Below are 26,050 nucleotides of genomic sequence, written 5' to 3'. Positions count from 1 at the left end.
CCAGTAGCGCCCGTGTTACCTCGAGGTCCAGTGGCACCGGTAGCGCCCGTGTTACCTTGAGGTCCAGTGGCACCAGTAGCGCCCGTGTTACCTCGAGGTCCAGTGGCACCGGTAGCGCCAGTAGCGCCCGTGTTACCTCGAGGTCCAGTGGCACCGGTAGCGCCCGTGTTACCTTGAGGTCCAGTGGCACCAGTAGCGCCCGTGTTACCTCGAGGTCCGGTAGCGCCAGTAGCACCTGCTGGCCCTTGAGGTCCAGTAGGTCCAGTAGGTCCTTGAATGAATGAAGCAGAATTAACTAGAGCGGTTTGTAATGCTGCGATTAATTTAAGAAGCTCTTGAAGTGTGCAAGGGTCAATTCGGAATAGTTTTGTAATGGATAATAAAAAATTAATTAGATTTTGAAGCTCGATAAATACAGCGCTTGCTACGAAAGTTGGATTTTTTAATATAGTTATTAAGTTTTTAATAATAGCTAACCCTTGTGCTTTCAGGGAGGAAGTGGCGTCTAGTGAACAAATAAATTTACTTAGCAGGTTCAATGTATCGATTAGATCTTCAATATTTTGGGGAGATGGATTTGCGAAAAGTTTTGGGATTATTTTTGTTAAATCGATAATGATTGCGCGAAATGTTCTAAGTTGTGCCTTAGTAACTGGGATTGATGGAGTGTTGGGGATTCGTCCAGCGCTACTTGGAAAGCATGGTTTGGAGAATTTGTTTTGACTGTCGTCATAACGAGACATTAAATCTCTCCTTTCTAATGAGAATGTGAATGAAACTCATCATAGTAGATGCGAAAATTAGTTAAATGGTCATAGTAAAATCGTTTGTTTGAAGAAAAAATAGAAAAAACGCCTTATGATAAGGCGTTTTTTCTATTTTCTGCGTATTGATAATATCGTTTTAGTGAAATTTTTGATTTGAACCCAGCTAGCTTTATAATTTCTGACTCTGGAGTCTCTTTTTTAATTAAATTTAAAATATAGGTGTTACGAAAGTGTTGCCCGGAGATTCCTTTGCGTAAATTAGCTCTAGACACTTCAAGGCGAATCATTTTTTGGATAGCGATTTCTGTTAATCCCTTTGGTGCATCATTCTCGTATACCCATCTGTATGTTCCGCGATTAAAATCGAATGCGACAAATAATGGGTCATTACTATGATATTTTGGACGAACGGGTTCAGGGATGCTTTTGTAATAAGTATATAGTTGTTTTTTGTCTTCACTGGTTAATGTAATTGTTCTTTCTACTCCTGCGGTAGCGGGTATAGATAACGTGTTAGTTTCAAAGTGGACGTGATGCATAGTTAATGATGTAAGTTCCTGTAAGGATAATCCATAGTCAATTAATAAATTTAAAATAGCGATATTACGATCCATCAATAAAGGGCGTACAGGACGTTGTTTTTCTGAAAGTCCTTCTAATGAAGTGACTATATGTTTTAATCTTTTTTCTTCATCAGATGAAATGAAATCTTCATTGCGGAGTGTGCGGTCTGGTTGAATAGAAATTTCCATGTTCTTTAATGGATTAGGAATGTTTAGAAAGTGATGCATTCTATTTAGTACAATGAATACGCGGTGCATCGTTTTCTCTGAGTAATGTCGATTCTTTTTTAAGTCGGAAAAGTAATCTTCGTAGTCTTTTGTACAAAGTGTAGCCCATATATTACTGGAAGGGAGCTTTTTGTTTTTTTCTAACCAATGTCCGAAATCTTCAATGTCATAAACATAACGTTTAATGGTTGAAGGTTTTCGGCCTTTATTCAATAAAAAAATAGAAAAGGCTTGTATTGTATCATGGAATTCCGTTGTCTCCATAGTCCCACCACCTTCATTATTTCTTTTATTATAGCAAACTTTTCTGAAAATAGTCATTTGTAAGGGAGACAAGAATAATAATATTTGGTGAGTGGATAAAATGAGGTGATTGTATGGAACAATCGATGCGAAAGAAAAATAATAATCAAATTAACATTGTGTTAAATCATCGAAAGAAAATTTCTTTACCGGCCGCAGAAAATAAAACAGTAATTTCAAGTGAAACTACTACGAAACATGAGATGCTGCAAAGAATTGAAGAAGAGATGGGAAAGCTCGTTGGGATGGATGATATAAAAAAGATAATAAAAGAAATATATGCTTGGATTTATGTAAATAAAAAAAGACAAGAAATAGGATTGAAGTCTGAGAAGCAAGTGCTTCACATGTTGTTTAAAGGGAATCCAGGTACAGGGAAGACAACTGTTGCTAGAATGATAGGGAAATTATTATTTGAGATGAATATTCTATCAAAAGGGCACTTAGTTGAAGCGGAACGTGCAGATCTTGTAGGAGAGTACATCGGTCATACAGCTCAAAAAACAAGAGATTTAATAAAAAAAGCAATGGGAGGAATTTTGTTTATTGATGAGGCGTATTCATTAGCCCGAGGGGGAGAAAAAGATTTTGGAAAAGAAGCGATTGATACGCTCGTAAAACATATGGAAGATAAACAACACGGTTTTGTATTGATTTTAGCCGGATATTCAAGAGAGATGAATCACTTTCTTTCATTGAATCCAGGACTGCAATCTCGTTTTCCGTTTATAATTGAATTTGCGGATTACTCAGTAAATCAGCTGTTAGAAATAGGGAAGAGGATGTATGAAGAACGTGAGTATCAGTTATCGAAAGAGGCTGAATGGAAATTTAGAGATCATTTACATGCTGTAAAGTACTCATCGCAAATTACATCCTTTAGTAATGGCCGATATGTCCGGAATATTGTTGAAAAATCGATTCGTACACAAGCTATGCGGTTGTTGCAAGAGGATGCGTATGATAAATATGATTTGATTGGAATATCAAGTAGTGATTTGATGCTTGAAGAGGAGACGCACAGTACGTAAACTGTGCGTCTGTTTTTTCTATATAAGTGCTTTTACTATTTTTTTGCTTTTTCTTGATAAGATTTATGGAAACGTTCCATTTTAGCGCTTTTTTCGTGTGCAGAATTAGGATCATGTCCAATTTGACCTACTGAGCTTTTTTGAGCCCCTTTATTCACATGGTTTGTCATTTGTGTTCACCTCGCTTTGAGAATTAGTATAAACATTATGTAAGGAAAAACTCGTTAGAAAAGAAAAACCTCTTTACGATCTGTAAAGAGGTTGGATTGCTATTTGTGCATTGAACGTTCGTTTGTGTCGATGCGTCTATGTGGTAAATGCCATTTGTAATGAATAGAAACCATGCGGAAGCAAACAATTAAAATGAATAAGGTGTATAGAGCCCAATCGCTAACAATAATCTGAGCGCCGATTAAGAAACCTGCTAAAATCGTCCAAAAAGCATATACTTCAGCTCGAAGAACGAGAGGTTTTCTGCGGGCTAAAAGATCGCGGATAATACCGCCGCCAATACCGGTTAGAACAGCTGCTACGATTGTAGCGCTAATTGGTAAATTTAATTTCTGAGCGTATAATGCTCCTTGTACGGCAAATGCTGATAAGCCGATAGCATCAGTGATATTTTCCCACTTTTTCCAGTGTCTAATTAATTTATTTGGAAAAAGAAAAATAATCGTCATTGATAAAAGTGCGATTTGGAATAACATGTCTTGTTGCCAAAACGCGACAATCGGATAGCCGATTAATAAATTACGAAGGGCACCTCCCCCAAATGCGGTTGCCATTCCTAAGATATATACCCCGAAAATATCATAATCCTCTTCCATTGCAACAATGGCTCCACTTAATGCGAAAGCAATTGTGCCTATGATGCTAAAAATCTCCCATGCCATGAATTTTCTCCCCCGCTAACTAGATGAAATGTGCTTCCTCTGCTATTATATTAGAAGGTTTAAATTTCGAAAAGGATGAGTGAACATATTTGATGGAAGAAAAAGAAAAAGTCATATTAGTGGGCTGTCAATTGCCGCAAGATGATGATGAAAAATTTATGCATTCCATGAAAGAACTTGCATCATTAGCGAAGACTGCACAAGCAGAATTGTTAGTGTCTACAACGCAAAAACGACCGAAGTTTCATCCGGCGACTTATATAGGTAAAGGTAAATTAGAAGAGCTTACAATGTTAACTGAAGAATTAGAACCGGATGTTATCGTTTTTAATAACGAATTAACGCCGAGTCAAATTCGGAATTTATCCGCAGTATTAGATGCGAGGGTAATTGATCGAACGCAACTCATATTAGATATTTTTGCGCAACGTGCGAAGTCGAGAGAAGGGAAGCTTCAAGTAGAATTAGCCCAATTGCAATATACAATGCCGCGTCTTATGGGACAAGGATTGTCTTTATCACGTCTTGGTGGTGGTATTGGAACGAGAGGACCGGGTGAGACGAAACTTGAGACTGATCGTCGTCATATTCGATCGCGCGTTGATGAAATAAAGAAGCAACTTGCAGTTGTTGTGGAGCATCGAAAAAGATATCGTGAAAGAAGAAAAGATAATAAAGTATTCCAAGTTTCATTAATAGGATATACGAATGCGGGAAAATCTACACTGTTTAATAGATTAACGGAAGCTGATACGTTTGAAGAGAACTTGTTGTTTGCAACGCTAGACCCGACGACAAGGAAGATGCCGTTACCTTCTGGTTATACAGTATTACTAACTGATACGGTTGGTTTTATACAAGATTTACCTACGTCATTAATTGCTGCATTCCGTTCAACATTAGAAGAAGCTGGTGAAGCGGATGTTATTTTACATGTTGTGGATGCTGCAGATCCTAATTATGTAGGGCATGAGAAAACAGTAAAACAATTATTGTCAGAACTCGAAATCAATCATATTCCTATTATTACGTTATATAATAAAAAAGATGAATTACATCAAAACTTTATTCCGTTTCCGAAAAGTGACTTCTTAATGACTAGTGCTTTTGAAGAAAATGATCTATTACATATAAAAGAAGCGATAGAAACGAAAATGAAGGAAGAAATGAATTGTTATCAAGTGGAAATTCCTCCGAGTGAAGGTAAGTTATTAACTCTATTAAAGACGGAGACACTATTAACAAAAATGGAGTTTTTGGAAGATAAATTTGTATATGATTGCGCGGGGTATATTTTTGCTCATTCATCGCTTAATGTACAATTAAAGAGATTTTTAGTGGAAGAAGGAGAAAATAAAAATGTTTGATCGTTTGAAAAATGGAGAAAAAATTGCTCCAATCGTAAAAGAAGTAGAGAGCCAAATTACAGAAGTACATAAACGTGCGGATGAAGTAATTGAAAGTAATCAGTTTCGTGTATTAGAAAGTTTTCGTAAACATAAAATTAGCGATTCACATTTTATTCCGACGACAGGTTACGGTTATGACGATATTGGTCGTGATACGTTAGAGAAAGTGTATGCGGATGTATTTGGAGCGGAAGCTGGTCTTGTTCGTCCGCAAATTATTTCAGGTACTCATGCAATTTCAACAGCGCTATTCGGTATTTTACGTCCAGGAGATGAGTTATTGTACATCACTGGTAAGCCGTATGATACGTTAGAGGAAATTGTTGGTGTACGCGGAAAAGGTGTAGGATCATTCAAAGAATATAATATTGGTTATAATGCAGTTCCGCTTACTGAAGAGGGGTTTGTTGATTTTGGAGCTGTTGCAGCTGCCATTCATAGTAATACGAAGATGATTGGAATTCAGCGTTCAAAAGGTTATGCTACTCGTCCGTCGTTTACTATTTCGCAAATTAAAGAGATGATAGCGTTTGTTAAAGAAATTAAACCGGATGTTGTTGTGTTTGTAGATAACTGTTATGGCGAGTTTATTGAAGAGCAAGAGCCATGTCATGTTGGTGCAGATTTAATGGCAGGTTCGCTTATTAAAAACCCGGGCGGGGGAATTGTTAAAACTGGTGGTTACATTGTTGGTAAAGAACAGTATGTTGAAGCGTGTGCATATCGTTTAACATCTCCAGGGATCGGTGCGGAAGCAGGAGCATCTTTATACAGTTTGCAAGAAATGTATCAAGGTTTCTTCTTAGCGCCGCACGTAGCAGGACAAGCGCTAAAAGGTGCGATTTTTACAGCTGCATTTTTAGAGAAGTTAGGAATGAATACATCACCAGCATGGAATGCACCGAGAACGGATTTAATTCAGTCTGTTCAATTTGATGATAAAGATCGTATGATTGCATTCTGCCAAGCGATTCAATATGCATCCCCGATTAATTCTCACTTCACTCCATATGCTAACTATATGCCGGGGTATGAAGATGATGTAATTATGGCTGCGGGAACTTTTATTCAAGGTGCAAGTATTGAATTGTCAGCTGATGGTCCAATTCGTCCGCCTTATGTTGCTTACGTACAAGGTGGGCTAACTTATTCGCATGTGAAGATTGCGATCTGTTCTGCAATTGATGCATTAATTGAAAAAGAATTATTAACAATTTCTTAAAGGGAAGCTGTCGATTTCGACAGCTTTTTTTCGTGTGAAAGTAATGATTTATTGCATTAGAAAAAAGAATGAAAAAATTTTTAAAAAAATCATGTAAGAAAAGCTAACATCTATTGACACTAAACATAACATGGTATAAAATGAGAAGCAGTTAAGGCGAAGGAGGAACTGAAACAATGAAAGAAGATAGACGTTCTGCCCCGCTGTTTCCTATTGGTATTGTTATGGATTTAACACAATTATCTGCACGTCAAATTCGCTACTATGAAGAGCATAATCTTGTTTCTCCAACCCGTACAAAGGGGAATCGTAGATTGTTTTCATTTAACGATGTAGATAAGTTGTTAGAAATTAAAGATTTATTAGATCAAGGCTTGAATATGGCTGGTATTAAACAAGTGTTACTAATGAAAGAAAATCAAACAGAAGCAGTGAAAGTAAAAGAAGAAACGAAAGAAATTTCAAAAACTGAGCTTCGCAAAATACTTCGAGACGAACTACAACATACAGGTAGATTTAATCGAACTTCATTGCGACAAGGTGATATTTCAAGATTTTTTCACTAAAGAGAACTGATTCTGAAGGTGTTTAGAGGGACTAAGGAGGAATTTATAATGGCTAGGTACACAAAAGAAGATATTTTCCGTTTGGCGAAAGAAGAGAATGTAAAGTATATCCGTTTACAATTTACGGACCTTTTAGGGGTAATTAAAAACGTAGAAATTCCAGTGAGCCAATTAACAAAGGCTCTTGATAACAAAATGATGTTTGATGGATCTTCTATTGAAGGTTTCGTACGTATTGAAGAATCTGATATGTACTTATATCCAGACTTAGATACTTGGGTGATTTTCCCTTGGACAGCTGAAAAAGGTAAAGTAGCTCGATTAATCTGTGATATTTACAATGCAGATGGTACTCCATTTGAAGGAGATCCACGTAACAACTTAAAACGTGTATTAAAAGAAATGGAAGCTTTAGGATTCTCAGATTTCAATCTTGGACCAGAGCCAGAATTCTTCCTATTCAAAGTAGATGAAAAAGGAAATCCAACATTAGAATTAAACGATAACGGTGGATACTTCGACCTTGCGCCGATGGATCTAGGGGAAAACTGTCGTCGTGATATCGTTCTTGAACTTGAAGAAATGGGCTTTGAAATTGAAGCGTCTCACCATGAGGTTGCTCCAGGGCAGCACGAAATTGACTTTAAATATGCAAATGCAATTCGTTCATGTGATGACATTCAAACATTCAAACTTGTTGTAAAAACAATTGCTCGTAAACACGGTTTACACGCAACATTTATGCCAAAACCATTATACGGTGTGAACGGTTCAGGTATGCACTGTAACTTATCACTATTCAAAAATGGTGAGAACGTATTCTATGATCAAAACGGTGACTTACAATTAAGTGATGACGCTCGTCACTTTATCGCAGGTATTTTAAAACACGCACCAGCATTTACAGCGGTAGCGAACCCAACTGTAAACTCTTATAAGCGTTTAGTACCTGGATACGAAGCTCCTTGTTACGTAGCATGGTCTGCACAAAACCGTAGTCCATTAGTACGTATCCCTGCATCTCGCGGTATTAGTACACGCGTAGAAGTACGTAGTGTTGACCCAGCTGCAAACCCATATTTAGTAATGGCTACATTATTAGCAGCAGGTCTTGATGGAATTAAAAACAAATTAACTCCACCAGCTGCAGTAGACCGTAACATCTACGTAATGACAAAAGAAGAGCGCGAAGAAGCAGGTATCGTTGATTTACCAGCAACATTAGCGCAAGCTTTAGTTACATTACAATCAAATGAAGTGGTATGTGGTGCACTAGGTGACCATTTACTTGAGCACTTCATCGAAGCGAAGGAAATTGAGTGGGATATCTTTAGAACGCAAGTTCACCAATGGGAACGCGATCAATATATGTCTCTATACTAAGAGGTTTGAACCCTTGATACGACTGGTATCAAGGGTTTTTTATTTACCTCTCATTACAACGTTGTGTGGTTGCAAAATGAAAAACAGCCACGAATTAATAATGGGTAGTGATATCATAGAAAAACCTTATTAGATAAATGTAAGCTTTATATGATTGGTGAAGTGAAACCATATAAAACGAAGGAATATCTTTCGTATGCAAGTCCACCAATGGGAATAAAATAATTATATACATATATTATAATAATAAATGGAAAAGCCTTGATACTACGGTATCAGGGCCTTTTTTAAGTAAAGTTATTTGATATATTAACTACTAGATAATGGATTGTTTTTGGTTTTCTTGAATCGTGTTACTCAGAAGATCTTTTTAAAGAATCGATTTTATCTTTTTTAAATCACTTGTGCTATAACTTAATAATTCTTTACTGCCTGTACAACGCGACCAATGATTTTTACATCCGCGACTGAAAGGTCGTAAGTCTGTGGTTCGTGGATAGGGTCATTACTTAATGGTATTAAAGTAATGATACTTCCAGATTTTGAAATCTTTTTCACGGTAGCATCATAACCATTGACTTTTACAACAGCAATTTGTCCGTTTTCAACATAAGGAGTTTCCTCTACTAAAACATAAGAACCATCAGGGAATTCGAGATTCATGCTAGTGCCCTTTACAGTAAGATAAAAATACTTTTTACGCTTGTTTAAAAATGTACTTAGCATGGGTAAATAGCCTTCGATATTTTCTTCAGCGAATATAGGTGTACCAGCTGCTACAGAACCAATGATAGGAATATGAATAATATTTGATTGATCGTTTTGGATGGTTTCATAAATAGAAACTTCTTCTTTAACAGTATTGTCCTCTTGAGTTGTGAATCTTTCTAAATCATCAGTAGTGATTCCTAATCCCTTACAAACTTTTATTACATTATCAACGGATGCTTTACCAATCCCTCTTGATAACATGGATTGCAGTGTTGTGGGGGGGAGACCTATTTTTTCGGCGAAGGCTCTTTTACTATAACCAGCTTCTTTTATTAAGCGTGTTACAACCTCTGCTTTTTTCATTACTTTCACCATCTTTCTTATTAAAATGTATACGATGTTGCGTATTTCTGTATATATCATAACCTAACTAAATTTGTTAGTAAATATAAAAATATACGAAATTGAGTATTTAAATACGGTTTTTTGTTGACTAAATACGAAGTTGAGTTTATATTTAAATGGAAATGAACGCAGTATCGTACAAATGAATAGGTGGTGAGTTAATGTATCCGAATTTGCGTGCAGAGATGGCGAGAAAAAGAATTATGATTACACAAATTTCTTCGCATCTGAAACTTCGCCACGCAACAGTGAGCGACAAAATAAATGGTAAATTTCGTTTTTATTATAATGAAGCTTTTGAAATTAAGAAAACTTTTTTTCCAGAACATAATTTGGAATATCTTTTTGAAATTGAAGAAAACGAATCGAATTGAAATCGGAGGAGGTTTGTTTAAAGTGTAACGCGATAACCGAATTATTGAATAATGACTTAATAAGAGGGTTCATATCCAGGTATCTAATTTAAATTCCGATAATTAGTTAAGCTGTAAAAAAGAGAGTAACGAATTATGCGTAGTGTGAAATTATCTCAATGCAATAAAGATCGTTCAAAATTAGTAGTGAGGAGGAGATGGGGATGGGGCAATTAACTGACTCATCAGTACATAGTTCATTAGTATTTGAAGTTAATGGAAAAGTAGTAACGGATAGTTTGGTAATTGCGAAGATATTCAAAAAAGATCACTTCGACGTTTTGAAGGAAGTTCGAAAACAAATTGTATATGTAGGTGAAGAGTTTGGAGAAGAAAATTTTCACGAGTCCACGTATATTAATTCAAAGAACAGACGAATCCCTAAATATGATTTAACAGAAGAAGCATTCACGTTACTTGTTATGGGATATACCACTAGAGAAGCGGTTGGAATGAAAATTAAATTTATGAAAGAGTTTAAACGAATGAAGCAGTATATACAAAATCAACAAAATGTGCCAAAGGATCCAATGGGGGTTTTAAAGTTATCATTTGCTGCGTTAGAAGGGCATACCAAGGAGATACAAGAGATAAAGTCTGAGGTGAAGGGATTGCGAGAAAATACGCCGCTTTATGCTATCGAGTGTGAAGAGGTAACGAGGGCTGTAAAAAGGTTAGGTGTTATGTTATTGGGAGGTAAAAATTCAAATTCTTATCAGGATATCGGCCTTAGAAGGAAGTTATATAGAGATATTTATAGTCAGTTACATCGGGAATTTGGTGTGAATAGTTATAAAGCTATTAAACGTCATCATTTGGATAGAGCAATACAAATTATTAATGAAGAATATTCAATTCCAACTGTTTTAAATGAAGAAATTACAGTTAAAAACTCACAAATAAATATGGTAGAAATTCAGTAGGAGGAAAGAATATGCAAAGAAAGATTTTAGTAATTACTAGCAGTTTAGCAGGACTACCAACTGTCAGTGAATTTAAAACAAAAGAAGATGCAAAAGAGCAGATTAAAAAGCTTATCCAAAAAGGAATAAGTCAAAATGTGATTCGTATAGCACAAGAGATTTCTATGAATATCGAAATTCAGGTTGATGTTAAATTTGAGGAATAAGAAAGATTTAGGAGAAAAGAAATATGGGTAGCATGATGGATTTAAATGAGTATATAAGAAAAGAATCCGTTGCAGCGGATTCTTTAAGAAAAAATATCTCTAAATAAGTATAACATTGAGTATCGATTTTGAGAATTTATGAGGTGGCAAGTATGGGGATTATTCGAGTGAAAAAAGATAGTAATTATTCCGTCATAAATAATACTGGTTTAAAAGATAAAAGGTTGTCATGGAAGGCAAAAGGAATTTTGGCTTATACACTTACATTACCAGATGATTGGACTTTTCATATTAGTGAATTAGCTCAACATGCTAAAGATGGAGAAGATTCACTACGTACAGGTTTTAAAGAACTAAAAGAATTAGGCTATGTAAAGCGTTATCCCGTTCGTGATGAAAATACAAAGAAAATTAAAAGATGGGATACGGAAATTTATGAAACACCACAAAGGAGAATTCCACGAATGGAAAAGCAAGATGTAGGAAAGCCATATGAGGAAAATCCGACACTACTAAATATTAATAAACTAAATACTAAAATACAAAATACTAATCATGATAATAAGGATAAATTAGAATCTCATATATTATTCGGTGGAGAGTTTAAAAAAATTCATAATTTTTTTAAAGAGAGCGGCATTCCGTTAAGTGAAATTGCATTGACGGAGTTAGGCGATTTTTGTGATTTGTTTAGTAGTGAGTTAATTCAGTATGCAATTAATAAAGCTATTGATGAGAACGCACCAAGATGGAAATACGTTAAAGCTATATTGAGTAATTGGAAGGAGCAAAAAGTTAAAACATTTGCTGATGTGATCGCGCTAGATAGGCGTTTCAAAATGAGTAAGAATAAGAAATTTAATGAATCAGGTAGAAATTATTTGACTAGAAAAGAGGTTGTCCCAGATTGGTTATATAAAGATGACGAACAAACGAATCAAGAAGTGGAAAGACAACAAGCACAATCCACTGATGAAGAGCGTGAGAGATTACAAGAGGTATTAAATAAATATAAGTCTTAAAAAAGATAAAATGGTCGTTGACTTTGATGTTTTAAAATGTTTTTTCTTAATGTAAAGATTAAATGATTTTATTCTTTAAGGATGTTCGATGTATATTGAACATTCACATGAAGATATTCGTGAATGTTTGGAGCGGGTATTAATAATTTGTGATTTCTGTTTGCTTCTTAATGTCCTCTAAGGACTGCTAGAAGGGGGTTTTTTTATTATCTAGTCAGGAGTTAATTACAATATTGGAATTCTAAAGAGAAAATAAGTTTATAAATAGTAGGAAATGATTGTGTTTATTAAATGAAAGATGTTCTACAAATAACAAAGATTAAAAAAGCTAATAAGGATATAAGTTTTATTAAATTAGTAGTATTTAAATTTACAAAAAAGAAAGTAGGTGAATCGTTAGATGTTTGAATGGCTCAAAGATTATAAGAAGTTAGAAGAAGAAATTGCTTATTTAGAATACAACTTAGACAAATCAAAAGCGGAATTAAAGCGTTGGACTAGTGGGGACTTGCAAAATGTACGATTAACCGCTGAGTCAGAAGGGGCTAAGGTAGAAGACCGGATTGAAGCAATTGAATATGAATTAGCTCATAAGATGAATGAAGAATATGATTTAAAGCTTTTGATGAATAAGTTTGCAGGACTAGATCATCAAATACTTAAAATGAAATATGTTGATGGAATGACCTTAGAACAAATAGCATTTGAATTGCATTATAGTACAGGCTATATTCGACGCAAACATGCTGAAATAAGAAAGATTGTCAAGTTTTTAGATGGATTTTAATGTTACCTTTTTGTAGGGTACATGCGGTGTACAGAAAGTATTGAAAAAGTGATTTATAGTAGTAATATAAGATTTCGACGAAAGAGCAATTATTTTTATGGTTGCTCTTTTTGTTGTGAAAGAGGTGAGCCACATGAAGTGATTTTATAGATTAATGGGTATTTGGCTAATAACCATATGTAGTAAAGTAGTAGTTTTTTAGACAAAAATAATAGGAAAATAAGGAGATGTTTAGTAATGAGTATATTAGCTGCTTCAGCTACAACAAAAAATCTGCCACAACAAGTGTTACGTTGGCAATCGATGGTAGAAAGTGAATGTTCTGCACAAGGTGTTTCTGAGTTGGTTCCTTACGTACTTGGAATTATTATGGTGGAAAGTGGAGGGAACTCTGAAACAACACCGGATATTATGCAGTCAAGTGAATCACAAGGTTGGTCAATGAATACAATTAAAAACCCTAAAGATTCAATTTATTACGGAGTAAAGCATTTGAAAGGAGCTTTTGATGATGCAAAGAAAAATGGTATTACAGATTTAAGTGCCATTGTTCAATCATATAATTTTGGACGAGCTTACCTTCGCTGGTTAGCTTCTAACAATAAACAACATTCATTACCGGTCGCAGATCAATATTCTAAAACAGTGGTTGCACCATCGCTTGGAAATACGACTGGTGCTATGGTGAAATATAGTAACCCTATCGCTGTTGCATACAATGGTGGTTATCGATATAAAAACGGAGGGAATTTCTTCTACTCTGAAATTGTTAAACAATATGTAGATTTTAATGCAGGTGGAGTTCCGCAACCAGAGGGGATTGGGATGGCAAGATCAATATACTGGGAAGGATATGGCATTAACTATTATGATGGACCACACGGTAACTATCTTGGGGACTTTACGACAGCAGCAGAAGTATTATATTGGGATGCGTACTGGGGAGAAGATAATGATGTTTGGTTGGATTTAGGTAGAAGTCGTTGGGTAAAGGCAGAGCACTATTATTGGAGACCCTTCAAAGCAATATCAAAATTCCCAGAAGGATATGAAGTAAGCTATTGTGATGGAATTGACGGCGCATACAAAGGCAGTATTAATTCAAAAAAACCTCTTACAGTATTCTTCCGTAAAGAAGGCTGGATTGATATTGGTGGGAATAGTTGGGCACCAGAGAAACACTTTGACATTGTAGATATTCGATAAAAAAACAGCTCTGTTAAGAGTTGTTTTTTATCTTTAAACGGTGTTTTAGGCAAGAAGAGTTAGTTATATAGATAATAGCTTTCGATATTTTTGACTAATTTCAGTGACATTTAACTTATGGTTACAAGATGGATATTTTAATAGTAGATAACAATAGGGAAATGTTCTGTCTTGTTCACTTTAAGGTTGGGAAACCTACAGTATATTTAAAAAATAATAAATATAGACAATATAAAAATAGAAAGGAAGATTTATATGGCAACATTTATTTATCCAACAGATATAACGAGAGTAACAAGTGGTTTTAGGGGTGACAGACCGGATCATCATGGGATAGACCTTGCCCAAACAGGCTATCATCCGATTTATGCAGCGGCTAGTGGGAAAGTTAGTCGTTCGTATCTTTCATCTAGTTACGGTGAATGTATTATGATTGTTCATAATATTAATGGAGTTACATGGGAAACTGTATACGCTCATATGCGAAGTGGTTCTCGTACAGTTAAAGAAGGCGATTCTGTTACACAAGGACAAACAATCGGGGTTATGGGAGAAACAGGACAGGCTTATGGTCAACATTTACATTTTGAAATGCATAAAGGCGGCTGGAATATTAATAAGAGTAATGCTGTGAACCCATTAGACTACTTGGGAAAAGGTGGCGTTGTTGGTACACCGCAACCAGAAGGAATTGGGTTCGCAAAATCAATATACTGGGAAGGATATGGCATTAACTATTACGATGGACCGCACGGTAAATATATTGCGGACTTTACGACAGCAGCAGAAGTATTATATTGGGATGCGTACTGGGGAGAAGATAATGATGTTTGGTTAGATTTAGGTAGAAGCCGATGGGTAAAAGCAGAGCATTATTATTGGAGACCTTTCAAAGCAATATCAAAATTCCCAGAAGGATATGAAGTAAGCTATTGTGATGGAATTGACGGCGCATACAAAGGCAGCATTAACTCAAAGGAACCTCTCACAGTATTCTTCCGTAAAGAAGGCTGGATTGATATTGGTGGGAATCGTTGGACACCAGAGAAACACTTTGACATTGTAGATATTCGATAAAAACAACTCTGTTAGGAGTTGTTTTTTTATTCTTAAATTTTTATAGGGGAAAGAAGGAAAATGGAAATGAAGAAAATTGCAGATTTATCTCATCACAATAATTCAATAAATTGGGCTGCAGCTAGTAAAGAGCTAGACCTTGCTATTATACGTGTACAATATGGGTCAAGGACAATTGATAAACGTTATAAAGAGTATGTGCAAGGTTGTAAAGACTATGGTGTTCCATTTGGACACTATGCTTATGGATGTTATGTAAGTGTTCAGGATGCTATTGTAGAAGCAAATGATTTTATGGCACGCGCTGATAAAGAGGCGAAATTTTTAGTATTAGATGTAGAAGATGATACTTTAGCAAGTTGTGGAGCGGCTAACTTAGCAAAAGCTTCGCAGGCATTTATTGATACGTGCCGTGCAGCAGGCTGGAAAGTGGGGCTATATGTATCACACCACATGTATACAAGCTATGGACTAAATACTGTGAATGCGGATTTCCTTTGGATTCCACGTTATGGAAATAAACCAGCATATAGTTGTGATTTATGGCAGTATACAGAAACTGGTAGTCTTGCAGGCGTAACTGGTAATGTAGATTTAAATTATTTAAACGGTGAAAAATCTCTTGACTGGTTTACAGGTAAGGGTGGCGCTGTTGGTACACCACAACCAGAGGGGATTGGGATGGCAAGATCGATATACTGGGAAGGCTATGGCATTAACTATCATGATAGACCACACGGTAAATATATTGCGGACTTTACGACAGCAGCAGAAGTATTATACTGGGATGCGTACTGGGGAGAAGATAATGATGTTTGGTTAGATTTAGGTAGAAGTCGTTGGGTAAAGGCAGAGCACTATTATTGGAGACCCTTCAAAGCAATATCAAAATTCCCAGAAGGATATGAAGTAAGCTATTGTGATGGAATTAACGGCGCATACAAAGGCAGTATTAACTCAAAAGAACCTCTTACAGTATTCTTCCGTAAAGAAGGCTGGATTGATATTGGTGGGAATCGTTGGACGCCAGAGAAACACTTTGACATTGTGGATATTCGATAAAAACTCCAGTAGTAACTGTTTTTGTATTTTATAAAGTTATGACATAAAAGATAGCTTTAGTAAGAATTATAAGACAGAGAGATAGCGATAAGGACATATTGGTGTTAAAAGATGATAAAAGATTAGAGTCACTCGAATGAGTAATTATTTAGGTTAGAAAAGGAGTGAGAATAATAGAAGAACAAATCTTAAATTCAATGATTCAACAAGGAGCATTCGCAGCTTTATTTGTGTGGATGCTGTTTACTACGCAAAAAAAGAATGAACAGCGTGAAGAACAATATCAAAAAGTTATTGAAAAAAATCAACAGGTCATTGAAGAACAAGCAAAAGCATTTAGTTCGTTATCAAAGGATTTATCAGATGTTAAACAAAAAATCTTGGGAAACGGGGATGAGAAATAAAATATAATATTAAATTATTCGTCGCGTATGCAGATTTCCCAGTAAGAATTCGACTAATATATACTAATGAGAAAAAGCCCTAATACCGCTAAGTATTGGGGCTTTTTTTCATTAATCTATAGTGAATACGGTTATGGTTGATTCTTCAAGAGGAAAGGGCGAATGAATTCCAATATTAATGTAAAGGAAATGAAACCTTGAATGATGTTTAGTGATAATACGTTTTTATTCAAGAGTTCGTTTGTTCATTTTCTAAATTTAAGGAATACATATAGTTGAGTACCTTGCAATAAACAATACTAAGTGGTATATTATGGATATGTCAGGTACCGTGTATTGAACAGTACTGGAATGAGAAAGGGGGATTGCACTTGAACGTTCAGTTTAAAAAAGGTGTGTTAGAACTGTGTGTACTGGCACTTGTGAAACGTAAGGATTGTTACGGTTATGAACTTGTTCAGCAAATCTCAAATAAATTTTTAATATCGGAAGGCTCAGTGTATCCTTTATTACGCCGTTTAACGAAAGAAGGATATTTTCAAACGTATTTGAAGGAATCCACGGAAGGGCCACCTCGTAAATATTATCAATTAACAGAGCAAGGGGAAACGCAACTGAATTTGTTAGTAACAGAGTGGCGTGATTTTGCGAAAGGCGTACAAGAAATTATTGAAGGGGTGGAATGGGATGAGTAAAGAACAGTTTCTTAAGGAATTATCAAGTCACCTTAGAAAGTTACCGGACGAAGAGAGGAAAGATATTTTATTTGATTATGAAGAGCATTTTCAGTTTGGGATAGAAGAGGGGAAAACTGAATCGGAAATAATAAAGGGTCTTGGCTCTCCGAAAGTAATTGCAAAAGAATTGCTTGCGATGTATCGTTTCGATGAAATGAAAAAAGATCCATCAACTTCAAATGTGACAAGAGCTGTTATGGCAGCGATTGGACTTAGTTTGTTTAATTTCATTATTGTGTTAGGCCCATTAGTTGCAATTATTGCTTTTATATTTTCTTTTTGGGTCGGTGGGATTGCTAGTGTAGTGACACCATTTTTCGTAATTGGAAAAGTATTTATGGGTACTTTTATATGGTTAGATTTATTCGTTAGTATAACTTTTGTTGGAGTAGGTTTGCTGTTATGTATTATTGCTTATTATAGTACGAAGTGGTTTAAAAGGCTTTGCGTACGTTATGTAATATGGAACTTCAAAATGATAAAAGGGGAGTAGATGATGAAAAAAATATTGTTAGTAGCAATCGCTTGTATCATTATTGGAGTAATTGGGATTTCGCAAACATATGAAAAAGCAGTGCAAACTGCAGAAGAAGGAAACAAAGAAGATATAATTAAAAACGAAACATTAAAAAATATAGAAGTTAAATTAGATGCCAGGGATATTGTTGTTCAAAAATCTCCTGACTCTTCTTTTTATGTAAAGCAATCAGGAGATGCACGTAAACAAGAGGTTCGTATTACTGAAGATGGTGATACATTAAAAATCATTGGGAAAAGAGAAAAAGGTGCTTCATTTGATTTTTCCTTTTACGATTTTAGGTTTCAAACGTCTACATTGACTCTCCTTGTGCCTGAACGCTCTTACCAAGATGTAAAAGTAAATTCATCTGCTGGACAAATCGAAATAAGTGATGTGAAAAGTGACCATGTAAGTGTTGAGACACTTGCTGGAGAAGTGGATTTGAAACATGTAACGGCTAAGAATGTGGTGGGGTCTACAAAAGCTGGTGAAGTAAACTTTAAAAAAGTGATAGGAAAAGTGACCGCAAAAACGACCAGTGGGGAAATAAATATTCTAGATCATGATTCTAAGTATAATCTAGAAGCAAGTTCAACTGCGGGAGATATAGATATTACTTTATCGGAAAAACCACAAGATGCGGTAATTACTGGGCAAAGTGCTGCCGGGGATGTAACAATTTTTAATGAAGAAAATAAAAACGTAACAATTGGTAATGGGAGTAAAAAGATTAGCGGTAAAACAGCCGCGGGAGATGTGACGATTGAAACGCGTTCATAAGAAATAGAATGTATGAAAATCTATCAAAATACAAAAAGAAGATAATTACCGTATATAAATAAGGTAATTATCTTCTTTTATATTCTTAATGTAAATCACGATATACGCCAATTACTTTACCAATAACTGACACTTGTTTTAAAATGATAGGTTCTAATGAAGAGTTTTCCGGTTGTAGACGGAAATGGTCTTTTTCTTTATAGAAACGTTTAACAGTTGCTTCATTATCTTCTGTTAAAGCAACTACAATTTCACCATTATATGCAGACTGTTGTTGGCGAACAACAACTAAATCTCCATCGAAAATACCAGCTTCAATCATACTATCTCCAGAAATACGTAACATAAACACTTGATCTGCTCCTGCGACAATGCTAGCTGGAAGAGGGAAGTGTTCCTCAACGCTTTCGACCGCTGTAATTGGTAAACCGGCAGTAACTTTTCCGACAATTGGAACTTGAATAACAGATTGAGTTTCTGTATCCATTCGGTCTTCACCTAAAATTTCGATTGCACGTGGTTTTGTTGGATCGCGTCGAATGTATCCTTTTTCTTCTAATCTTGATAAATGTCCGTGCACTGTAGAACTAGAAGCGAGGCCGACTGCTTGACCGATTTCACGTACGGAAGGTGGATATCCTTTTTCTTGTACTTTTAGCTTAATAAAGTCGAGAATGTCTTGCTGGCGTTTCGTTAACTTTTCCATGTTTTCTAACACCTCGTTTTCTTTCATTTTTCTTATTAACAAGTATAACATGTGAAAAAACATTCTACAAACATAAGTTCGAACAAAAGGCGAATTTATGTTACACTGGAGGGGAATAATAGTGAGAAAGAGGGGTTCATAATGAATGCAATTATTTATGCACGTGTGAGTACAACAAAAGAAGCGCAAGAAACATCATTATTACGTCAAAAAGATGAATTATTGCATTTAGCGGAGCGCTATCAAATGAATGTTACTAAGGTAATTGAAGAGCAGGCTAGTGGTTATACAATTGAACGTGACGGCATATTAGAAGTGTTAGATACGATTCGAGACGAACAAATTGATGTGCTACTTATACAAGATGAAACGCGCCTTGGTAGGGGAAATGCGAAGATTGCATTAATGCACTGTTTACATAAAGAGGGAATAAAAGTATACACGCATACGCATAATGGAGAATTACAATTGTCAGATTCTGATTCAATGGTATTAGATATTATTGGTATTGTTGAAGAGTATCAAAGAAAGATTCATAATTTAAAAATTAAACGTGGTATGCAACGAGCAGTAGAAAAAGGTTATCGTCCAGAAAATAATTTAAAGAATCGTCATTTAAGCGTAGGACGAGAGAAGAAAGAAGTGCCAATTGAGGAAATTATACGCTTGCGTAAGAGTGAACTTACTTTCGAAGAAATTGCAGCAACGCTTCGTGGCTTTGGTCATAATGTTTCAAAAGCGACTGTACATCGTAGATATGTAGAGTATACAAAGCAATTGCTTGATAAAGAAGAGTAACTATTGTATGATAATAATCAGTTTTGATTAGAAGGGGGATTCGAGATGCTTAGTCACGAACTCGTTGAACGCATTAACTTCTTAGCGAAAAAAGCAAAAGCTGAAGGTTTAACTGAAGAAGAACAACGTGAGCGTCAATCGCTACGTGAACAATATTTAAAAGGATTTCGTCAAAATATGTTAAACGAACTAAAAGGAATTAAAGTCGTTAACGAACAAGGTACTGATGTTACACCGGCGAAATTAAAAGCTTTAAAAAAGCAAGATAATGCAAAATTAAACTAAAAGATGGGCGAAGCCCATCTTTTTTATTTATTATAATCGTTAGTTAATAACTTTCCAGTTGTTATTGACTGTTGCTTCTATCTTTTTGTGCTTCAATATATAGTTAGCGATAAGTTCAGACATATCTGTTGGTATATCTTTTATTACGGGCTTATTTTGAAACATAAAGAAGTTCCCTCCGCCGCTTGCGCGATAATTATTCATAACGACGTCATATTCTTCACTCATATTAAGAGGGGTGCCTTTATGCTGTAAAGATTCTACTCTTGCGCCAATTGGTTTGGAAATGTTTAATACGTACGAAATTCCTTCCCACATATCGTAATTATAGTGTTGCGGTTTTGGTTCTATGTAGCTAGAGTTTACGATGATGGTTCCATCTTCTTTTAATGTGAAATAAGAAGCAGAGAGTTCGAGAGCATCTTTTATATCCGCTCCAGTTATTCTAATTACTTTTAATGTATTTGGATAAATATAATTAGAAACGATGTCACGCATTGTTACATATTTCGGGAAACCTGGAGATGTATTATGGAATAAGCTTGTACAAGAAATGGAAACATTAGCTATATCCATCTGTATTTTGTTTATGAATTCAATAAAAGGATGGTCTTGCAAACGAGTTTGCATAGCATCTGAAATTTGCATGTCACCGTGGATGGTTCCAATAGGTTGATCAAGCCATTTTTGTGTTTTCTCTTCATAATCGGCTACCAAGTAAAGAACATCTGAATCTGCCTCGATTTCTTGCACAGTCAATAGTTCTGAATAACTCTCTTTTTTTACCCACTCTTGTTTCATTTTTTCAAATGTTACAGTTACTTTTCCAACTGAATGTCCATTACATCCAGTCTGTAAAATTGTTACATCATTACCCACTGTTTGAGCAATTTCTCGGTGCTGATGGCCTGTTAATAAAATATCTATGCCCTCAATTTCATGACACATAGCATACCCTTGGTTTTCACCTGTTAAAACTTCAGTCGGTTCTCCAGTTTGTAAATCGCGTTCAAATCCTCCATGATACGCTACGACTAGTAAATCTGGTTTCTCATGTTTGTGAATGTAAGAAACCCAATTTTGTGTTGTTTTTAATGCATCTTCAAATTGTAAGTCTTTAATGTGATGGGGTTGTTCCCAATTTGGAATATAATGCGTTGTTACCCCTAAAATAGCAATTTTTATATTTGATTCAATATGTTTTATTACATATGGTTTCCCGAAATAAGGTTTTTTACTGTTTTTATCTAAAATATTTGCTGATAAATACGGGAAGTTTGCAGTAGAAATAGCATTGTTTAAGACATCCATTCCGTAATTAAATTCATGATTTCCAATCACTGCAGCATCATAACGTAAATAGTTTGCCAATAAAGACATGGGATTTTTCTTATTATTTTCATATGTAGCGTAATGGTAAGTAAATGGTGTTCCTTGTATGAAGTCACCGTTATCAATTAAAAGAACGTTTTTATTTTGGGACCGTTCTTTTTTTATAAGAGTAGAAATCTTAGCTAAACCAATTTCTGCTGGAGAGTTATCTTGGTAGTGAATTGGATAAACAGTACCATGTATATCACTTGTTAATAGGATGTTTAAAGTTACAATTTGATTTTGCTTCAATATCATTCACCTTTTCTATTATTATCTACCGATTAAGCATATCAAATATATGGAGAGAATTTTAATGTGAGTGTATAGAATGTGTAAAGATTCTGTAAATAATCAATTATTTGTAAAAATGTGTGATATATTTCTTCATGTTTATGAAAGGTTATTTTATAACAATGAAAAATGGAGGCATTAACATGTTGAAAAAAGTTTTTGCAATGAGCACAACAGTTGTACTAGCAGCGGGTTTGTTAAGTGGCTGTGGAACGAAGGAATCAAGTGCAAGTAAAAATGAAGATACGAAAAAAGGGTATGTACCGAAGACTTTAAATGTTCAATTTGTTCCTTCTCAAAATGCAGATACGTTAGAGGCGAAGGCAAAACCATTAGAAAAACTATTAAGTGATAAATTAAATATTCCAGTAAAAGTTAGTATTTCAACGAATTACAATACAATTGTAGAAGCGATGGCATCTAAGCAAGTAGATGTAGGTTTTTTACCTCCAACAGCGTATGTGCTAGCACATGAGAAAAAGGCTGCAAATGTAATTTTACAAGCACAACGTTTTGGAGTAGATGATGAAACGGGAGCTCCTACAAAGGACTTAGTAGACTTTTATAAATCTGAGTTTGTTGTTAAGAAAGATTCAAATATTAATAGTGTAAAAGATTTAAAAGGTAAAAAAATTGGCTATCAAGATGTAACGTCATCAGCGGGATATGTGTGGCCTGCGGCTGTACTATTAAAAGAGGGCGTTGATCCGTTAAAAGATGTGAAACCTGTTACATTAAAAGGTCATGATCAGTCGCTTATTGCTCTTTTAAATGGTGATGTAGATGCAGCTGTTGTATTCCAAGATGCTCGTAATATTGTAAAAAAAGATTATCCGAATATATTTGATCAAACGAAAATAGTGAAATTTACGGAGAAAATTCCAAATGATACGATTTCGGTACGTTCTGATTTAGATGAAGAGTGGAGCAAGAAATTACAGGATGCTTTCATTGAAATTGGAAAGAATGAGGAAGGTCACAAAATCATTAAAGAAGTATATTCACATGAAGGATATGTTAAATCTGATGATAGTAAATTTGATATCGTTCGTGAATATGGGAAGAAAGTAAAAACGCAATAATACATATGGAAATGGCAGCTAGCTGGAAAGGTATGTTTTCAGTTAGTTTGCCGTTTTGAATTCATAGAAGGTAGGTAAGATGTGTGATAGAGTTTCGAAATGTTTCCAAAGTGTATCCAAATGGTACAAAAGGATTGAATAATATAAACTTGAAAATTCAAAAAGGTGAGTTTGTTGTAATGGTAGGGCTGTCCGGAGCTGGAAAGTCTACACTTTTAAGATCGGTAAATCGTCTTCATGAGATTACAGAAGGTGAAATCATGATTGAAGGTGAGTCTATTACTGCTGCAAAAGGACAAGGATTACGCCGCATGCGCCGGGATATTGGTATGATTTTTCAAAGTTTTAACCTTGTGAAGCGATCAACTGTATTAAAGAACGTATTAGCTGGCCGTGTTGGGTATCATTCAACATTGCGTACAACGTTAGGTCTATTTCCGAAAGAAGATTTGGAGCTTGCTTTTCAATCGTTAAAAAGGGTAAATATTTTAGAAAAAGCATATGAGCGGGCTGATGAATTATCAGGAGGACAACAACAACGTGTATCGATTGCTAGAGCGTTGGCGCAAGAAGCGAAAATCATATTGGCAGATGAACCTGTTGCGTCGTTAGATCCGCTAACAACAAAGCAAGTATTAGATGATTTGAAAAAAATTAATGAAGATTTTGGAATTACAACAATTGTAAACTTACATTCTATTGATTTAGCTAGGCAATATGCGACACGCATTATTGGATTACATGCAGGCGAAATTGTTTTTGATGGCCTAGTAGAAGAGGCAACGGATGAAAAATTTGCTGAAATTTATGGTGATGTAGCGCAGAAAAGTGAATTGTTAGAGGTGGCAGTTAAATGAATGACGTGACGATATATTCGAAATCGATACCGAAGCCACCGAGTAAGTTAAAACATATGTTAACGGCTGTTCTAGTCATTTTACTGTTGTGGGGAAGTAGTGTACAGGTCGATGCATCATTGTCAAAACTAGTAGTTGGTTTTCCTAATATGATGGATTTGTTAAAAGAGATGGTGCCGCCAGATTGGAGTTATTTTCAAGTTATTACAACAGCGATGTTAGATACAATACGTATGGCGATTATTGGGACGACTTTAGGAGCGATTTTAGCTATTCCACTGGCACTGTTTGCGGCAAGCAATGTGTTTACTAGTGCATTTTTGTACAGTCCAGCTCGATTGATTTTAAATTTTATCCGAACGATACCAGATTTATTATTAGCGGCAATTTTCGTAGCGATTTTTGGAATCGGGCCACTTCCAGGTATTCTGGCTCTTACTTTTTTCTCAATTGGGCTCGTGGCGAAATTGTTGTATGAGTCAATTGAATCAATTGATCCAGGTCCGTTAGAGGCGATGACAGCGGTAGGAGCAAATAAAGTGCAATGGATTGTCTATGGGGTAATTCCGCAAGTGAAAGCACATTTTGTCTCCTATGTTCTTTATACATTTGAGGTGAACGTACGTGCAGCAGCTGTGTTAGGTTTAGTAGGAGCAGGTGGTATTGGATTATATTATGATCGTACACTTGGATTTTTACAATATCAACAAACTGCATCTATTATTATCTATACCCTTGTTGTTGTATTGTTAATTGATTATGTAAGTACATTGTTGCGGGAGAAATTATAATGAGTAAAACGACGATAATCGTACCAAAACCGAAGAAACCGAGTGTGTATCGTTGGTTTGTTTTTATAGCACTTACATTTGTTTATGTATGGGCTTTTTCAGGAGTACCGCTAGAGGGAATAAAGGAAACGGCAGGAGAAATTACAAAAGCGATTATGACAGGTGTATTGAATCCAGATTGGGCGTATGTATCTTTGCCAGATGGTGAAGATTTATTACATGGTTTAATTGATACGTTGGCAATAGCAATATTAGGTACATTTATTTCTGCCTTTTTATCTGTTCCATTCGCTTTTTGGGCGGCAACGAATATAAGTAGTGGAAAATTAACTTCGGGAACTGGGAAATTTGTACTTAGTTTTGTCCGTACATTTCCTGAATTAGTTATGGCCCTTTTATTTATAAAAGCTGTTGGACCAGGTTCTTTTGCCGGCGTTCTAGCTTTAGGATTACACTCTATTGGAATGTTAGGGAAATTATATTCAGAAGGAATTGAAAATATAGATAAGGGGCCGACAGAGGCGTTAATAGCTACAGGCGCAAACCGGTTTCAAATACTTTGGTATGCAGTATTGCCACAAGTACTACCAGATTTTCTATCGTATACATTATACAGGTTCGAAATTAATGTACGATCCGCTGCCATTTTAGGTGTTATTGGAGCTGGTGGTATTGGTACGCCCCTAATTTTTGCGCTGAGTTCACGTAATTGGTCTCGCGTGGGCATTATTTTATTAGGCATCATTTTAATGGTCATTATCATTGATTTTATTTCAAGTTTGATTCGGAAACGGATTGTTTAGCTGATTGAAAAGCATCGAATGTAGATGCTTTTTTGTATTTTTAACGCATTATCCGAAAGAAATCTCCTTCCTGGGGCGTGTGAAAGACGATAGCATAGCGGTAGGTGGGAGATGGATTTCGGTTTGGCGTAACCAAACATTTGGTTTTCCTATTTATTTCGCCCCTGCTATAATCAGTCTTATAAGGGGTAAAGTTTGGTTAACAATGAAAGTAGATAATAATCATGTTAAGTGGGGGTAGTTCACAAGTGGGTTAAAAAGTTAGTATAGAAGAATTTTGTATATCTGTATAAATATACAGATAATTCCCTTTCTTTTTAAAATAAAAATAATGAAAAAGTATGTCATATTGAATACCCATACATTCCCGAAAACATTGATTTTTTTATAAAAAATCAAAAAAACATCAACATATTTGTCGATACATGTTGTATAATCTTGCGTG

General features: G+C 35.4%; 30 protein-coding genes. 23 read left to right on the top strand and 7 right to left on the bottom strand.

Annotation, left to right across the window (positions count from 1 at the left end):
• Both AC2CGR_RS13540 and AC2CGR_RS13535 read right to left on the bottom strand, forming a co-directional pair.
• Positions 1-743 (bottom strand): collagen-like repeat preface domain-containing protein (locus AC2CGR_RS13540; RefSeq protein WP_484480903.1); only part of this gene is annotated, 743 nt, incomplete at its 3' end.
• Positions 744-856: 113 nt separating this feature from the next.
• Positions 857-1,822, bottom strand: a complete 966-nt coding sequence (locus AC2CGR_RS13535) for a tyrosine-type recombinase/integrase (RefSeq protein ID WP_000450314.1) — start codon at positions 1,820-1,822, stop codon at positions 857-859.
• 113 nt (positions 1,823-1,935) lie between these two features.
• Here AC2CGR_RS13535 and spoVK point away from each other — a divergent pair, with 113 nt between their 5' ends.
• Positions 1,936-2,892 carry a stage V sporulation protein K gene (gene spoVK, locus AC2CGR_RS13530; protein ID WP_000438184.1) on the top strand — a complete coding sequence of 319 codons (957 nt, stop codon included), beginning with the start codon at positions 1,936-1,938 and terminating at the stop codon, positions 2,890-2,892.
• Positions 2,893-2,927: 35 nt separating this feature from the next.
• Here the strand turns inward: spoVK and AC2CGR_RS13525 are convergent, their stop codons facing one another.
• Complete coding sequence (locus AC2CGR_RS13525) at positions 2,928-3,062, bottom strand: hypothetical protein (RefSeq protein WP_000181496.1); 135 nt, start codon at positions 3,060-3,062, stop codon at positions 2,928-2,930.
• Positions 3,063-3,161: 99 nt separating this feature from the next.
• Entirely contained in the window at positions 3,162-3,785 is a 624-nt protein-coding gene (locus AC2CGR_RS13520) for a trimeric intracellular cation channel family protein (RefSeq protein WP_000312272.1), read from the bottom strand.
• A gap of 92 nt (positions 3,786-3,877) precedes the next feature.
• Here AC2CGR_RS13520 and hflX point away from each other — a divergent pair, with 92 nt between their 5' ends.
• The 4 genes from hflX (at position 3,878) to glnA (ending at position 8,365) form a co-directional block, all read left to right on the top strand.
• Positions 3,878-5,152, top strand: a complete 1,275-nt coding sequence (gene hflX / locus AC2CGR_RS13515) for a GTPase HflX (RefSeq protein WP_140349796.1) — start codon at positions 3,878-3,880, stop codon at positions 5,150-5,152.
• Positions 5,145-6,416 carry a methionine gamma-lyase family protein gene (locus AC2CGR_RS13510; RefSeq protein ID WP_087967168.1) on the top strand — a complete coding sequence of 424 codons (1,272 nt, stop codon included), beginning with the start codon at positions 5,145-5,147 and terminating at the stop codon, positions 6,414-6,416. Before hflX ends, AC2CGR_RS13510 begins: the two co-directional genes overlap by 8 nt.
• 176 nt (positions 6,417-6,592) lie before the next feature.
• Positions 6,593-6,982, top strand: a complete 390-nt coding sequence (glnR, locus tag AC2CGR_RS13505; protein WP_000656783.1) for a transcriptional repressor GlnR — start codon at positions 6,593-6,595, stop codon at positions 6,980-6,982.
• Between the two features lie 48 nt (positions 6,983-7,030).
• Positions 7,031-8,365, top strand: coding sequence for a type I glutamate--ammonia ligase (gene glnA / locus AC2CGR_RS13500; protein ID WP_000135331.1), 1,335 nt, complete (start codon positions 7,031-7,033; stop codon positions 8,363-8,365).
• A 414-nt stretch (positions 8,366-8,779) separates the two neighbouring features.
• On the opposite strand, the gene AC2CGR_RS13495 is transcribed toward glnA, so the two are convergent.
• Complete coding sequence (locus AC2CGR_RS13495; protein WP_078420208.1) at positions 8,780-9,439, bottom strand: LexA family protein; 660 nt, start codon at positions 9,437-9,439, stop codon at positions 8,780-8,782.
• 203 nt (positions 9,440-9,642) lie between these two features.
• Here AC2CGR_RS13495 and AC2CGR_RS13490 point away from each other — a divergent pair, with 203 nt between their 5' ends.
• From AC2CGR_RS13490 to AC2CGR_RS13435, 12 genes are all read left to right on the top strand, one after another.
• Positions 9,643-9,855, top strand: a complete 213-nt coding sequence (locus tag AC2CGR_RS13490) for a hypothetical protein (protein WP_078420209.1) — start codon at positions 9,643-9,645, stop codon at positions 9,853-9,855.
• Positions 9,856-10,058: 203 nt separating this feature from the next.
• Positions 10,059-10,817 (top strand): ORF6C domain-containing protein, encoded by a 759-nt coding sequence (locus AC2CGR_RS13485; RefSeq protein WP_087967173.1) that lies wholly within the window; start codon positions 10,059-10,061, stop codon positions 10,815-10,817.
• 11 nt (positions 10,818-10,828) lie between these two features.
• A complete protein-coding gene (locus AC2CGR_RS13480; protein WP_078420211.1) occupies positions 10,829-11,023 on the top strand; it encodes a hypothetical protein in 195 nt (64 codons plus the stop codon).
• 152 nt (positions 11,024-11,175) lie between these two features.
• Positions 11,176-12,045, top strand: a complete 870-nt coding sequence (locus AC2CGR_RS13475) for a DnaD domain protein (RefSeq protein ID WP_484480902.1) — start codon at positions 11,176-11,178, stop codon at positions 12,043-12,045.
• 400 nt (positions 12,046-12,445) lie between these two features.
• Complete coding sequence (locus tag AC2CGR_RS13470; protein ID WP_048527510.1) at positions 12,446-12,832, top strand: phage protein; 387 nt, start codon at positions 12,446-12,448, stop codon at positions 12,830-12,832.
• Positions 12,833-13,069: 237 nt separating this feature from the next.
• Positions 13,070-14,038 carry a lysozyme family protein gene (locus tag AC2CGR_RS13465; protein WP_087967178.1) on the top strand — a complete coding sequence of 323 codons (969 nt, stop codon included), beginning with the start codon at positions 13,070-13,072 and terminating at the stop codon, positions 14,036-14,038.
• 255 nt (positions 14,039-14,293) lie between these two features.
• Positions 14,294-15,115: a M23 family metallopeptidase gene (locus AC2CGR_RS13460; protein ID WP_000190128.1), complete on the top strand. Its 822-nt coding sequence runs from the start codon at positions 14,294-14,296 to the stop codon at positions 15,113-15,115.
• Positions 15,116-15,181: 66 nt separating this feature from the next.
• Positions 15,182-16,177, top strand: coding sequence for a GH25 family lysozyme (locus AC2CGR_RS13455; RefSeq protein ID WP_087967400.1), 996 nt, complete (start codon positions 15,182-15,184; stop codon positions 16,175-16,177).
• 173 nt (positions 16,178-16,350) lie between these two features.
• Positions 16,351-16,581 (top strand): BhlA/UviB family holin-like peptide, encoded by a 231-nt coding sequence (locus tag AC2CGR_RS13450; RefSeq protein ID WP_033690712.1) that lies wholly within the window; start codon positions 16,351-16,353, stop codon positions 16,579-16,581.
• Positions 16,582-16,952: 371 nt separating this feature from the next.
• The gene (locus AC2CGR_RS13445; RefSeq protein ID WP_001102620.1) at positions 16,953-17,276 is read left to right on the top strand and encodes a PadR family transcriptional regulator; all 324 of its coding nucleotides are present in this window, start codon (positions 16,953-16,955) and stop codon (positions 17,274-17,276) included.
• A complete protein-coding gene (locus AC2CGR_RS13440) occupies positions 17,269-17,811 on the top strand; it encodes a DUF1700 domain-containing protein (protein ID WP_087967183.1) in 543 nt (180 codons plus the stop codon). Before AC2CGR_RS13445 ends, AC2CGR_RS13440 begins: the two co-directional genes overlap by 8 nt.
• Positions 17,812-18,618, top strand: coding sequence for a DUF4097 family beta strand repeat-containing protein (locus AC2CGR_RS13435; protein ID WP_087967185.1), 807 nt, complete (start codon positions 17,812-17,814; stop codon positions 18,616-18,618).
• A gap of 85 nt (positions 18,619-18,703) precedes the next feature.
• Here AC2CGR_RS13435 and lexA read toward each other — a convergent pair whose 3' ends face one another.
• Complete coding sequence (lexA, locus tag AC2CGR_RS13430) at positions 18,704-19,324, bottom strand: transcriptional repressor LexA (protein WP_000413738.1); 621 nt, start codon at positions 19,322-19,324, stop codon at positions 18,704-18,706.
• 141 nt (positions 19,325-19,465) lie between these two features.
• On the opposite strand from lexA, the gene AC2CGR_RS13425 reads away from it, so the two are divergent.
• Positions 19,466-20,122 carry a YneB family resolvase-like protein gene (locus AC2CGR_RS13425; RefSeq protein ID WP_087967187.1) on the top strand — a complete coding sequence of 219 codons (657 nt, stop codon included), beginning with the start codon at positions 19,466-19,468 and terminating at the stop codon, positions 20,120-20,122.
• A gap of 45 nt (positions 20,123-20,167) precedes the next feature.
• Complete coding sequence (locus AC2CGR_RS13420; protein ID WP_000948565.1) at positions 20,168-20,407, top strand: DUF896 domain-containing protein; 240 nt, start codon at positions 20,168-20,170, stop codon at positions 20,405-20,407.
• A 39-nt stretch (positions 20,408-20,446) separates the two neighbouring features.
• On the opposite strand, the gene AC2CGR_RS13415 is transcribed toward AC2CGR_RS13420, so the two are convergent.
• Complete coding sequence (locus tag AC2CGR_RS13415; RefSeq protein WP_087967189.1) at positions 20,447-22,030, bottom strand: bifunctional metallophosphatase/5'-nucleotidase; 1,584 nt, start codon at positions 22,028-22,030, stop codon at positions 20,447-20,449.
• Positions 22,031-22,215: 185 nt separating this feature from the next.
• On the opposite strand from AC2CGR_RS13415, the gene AC2CGR_RS13410 reads away from it, so the two are divergent.
• The 4 genes from AC2CGR_RS13410 (at position 22,216) to phnE (AC2CGR_RS13395) (ending at position 25,605) form a co-directional block, all read left to right on the top strand.
• A complete protein-coding gene (locus tag AC2CGR_RS13410) occupies positions 22,216-23,154 on the top strand; it encodes a phosphate/phosphite/phosphonate ABC transporter substrate-binding protein (RefSeq protein WP_000915052.1) in 939 nt (312 codons plus the stop codon).
• Positions 23,155-23,237: 83 nt separating this feature from the next.
• Positions 23,238-24,011, top strand: coding sequence for a phosphonate ABC transporter ATP-binding protein (gene phnC, locus AC2CGR_RS13405; protein WP_042875411.1), 774 nt, complete (start codon positions 23,238-23,240; stop codon positions 24,009-24,011).
• Positions 24,008-24,802 (top strand): phosphonate ABC transporter, permease protein PhnE, encoded by a 795-nt coding sequence (gene phnE / locus AC2CGR_RS13400; protein ID WP_073536352.1) that lies wholly within the window; start codon positions 24,008-24,010, stop codon positions 24,800-24,802. The genes phnC and phnE (AC2CGR_RS13400) overlap by 4 nt, the downstream gene beginning before the upstream one ends.
• On the top strand, positions 24,802-25,605 hold the full coding sequence (phnE, locus tag AC2CGR_RS13395; protein WP_087967191.1) for a phosphonate ABC transporter, permease protein PhnE: 804 nt from the start codon (positions 24,802-24,804) through the stop codon (positions 25,603-25,605). Before phnE (AC2CGR_RS13400) ends, phnE (AC2CGR_RS13395) begins: the two co-directional genes overlap by 1 nt.
• The last annotated feature ends 445 nt before the right edge of the window (positions 25,606-26,050 follow it).

The sequence above is a fragment of the Bacillus sp. LSHTCR4 genome (assembly GCF_057197025.1).
Note: the sequence above shows the minus strand (reverse complement) of the source record. Positions and strands in the feature narration are given on the sequence as shown.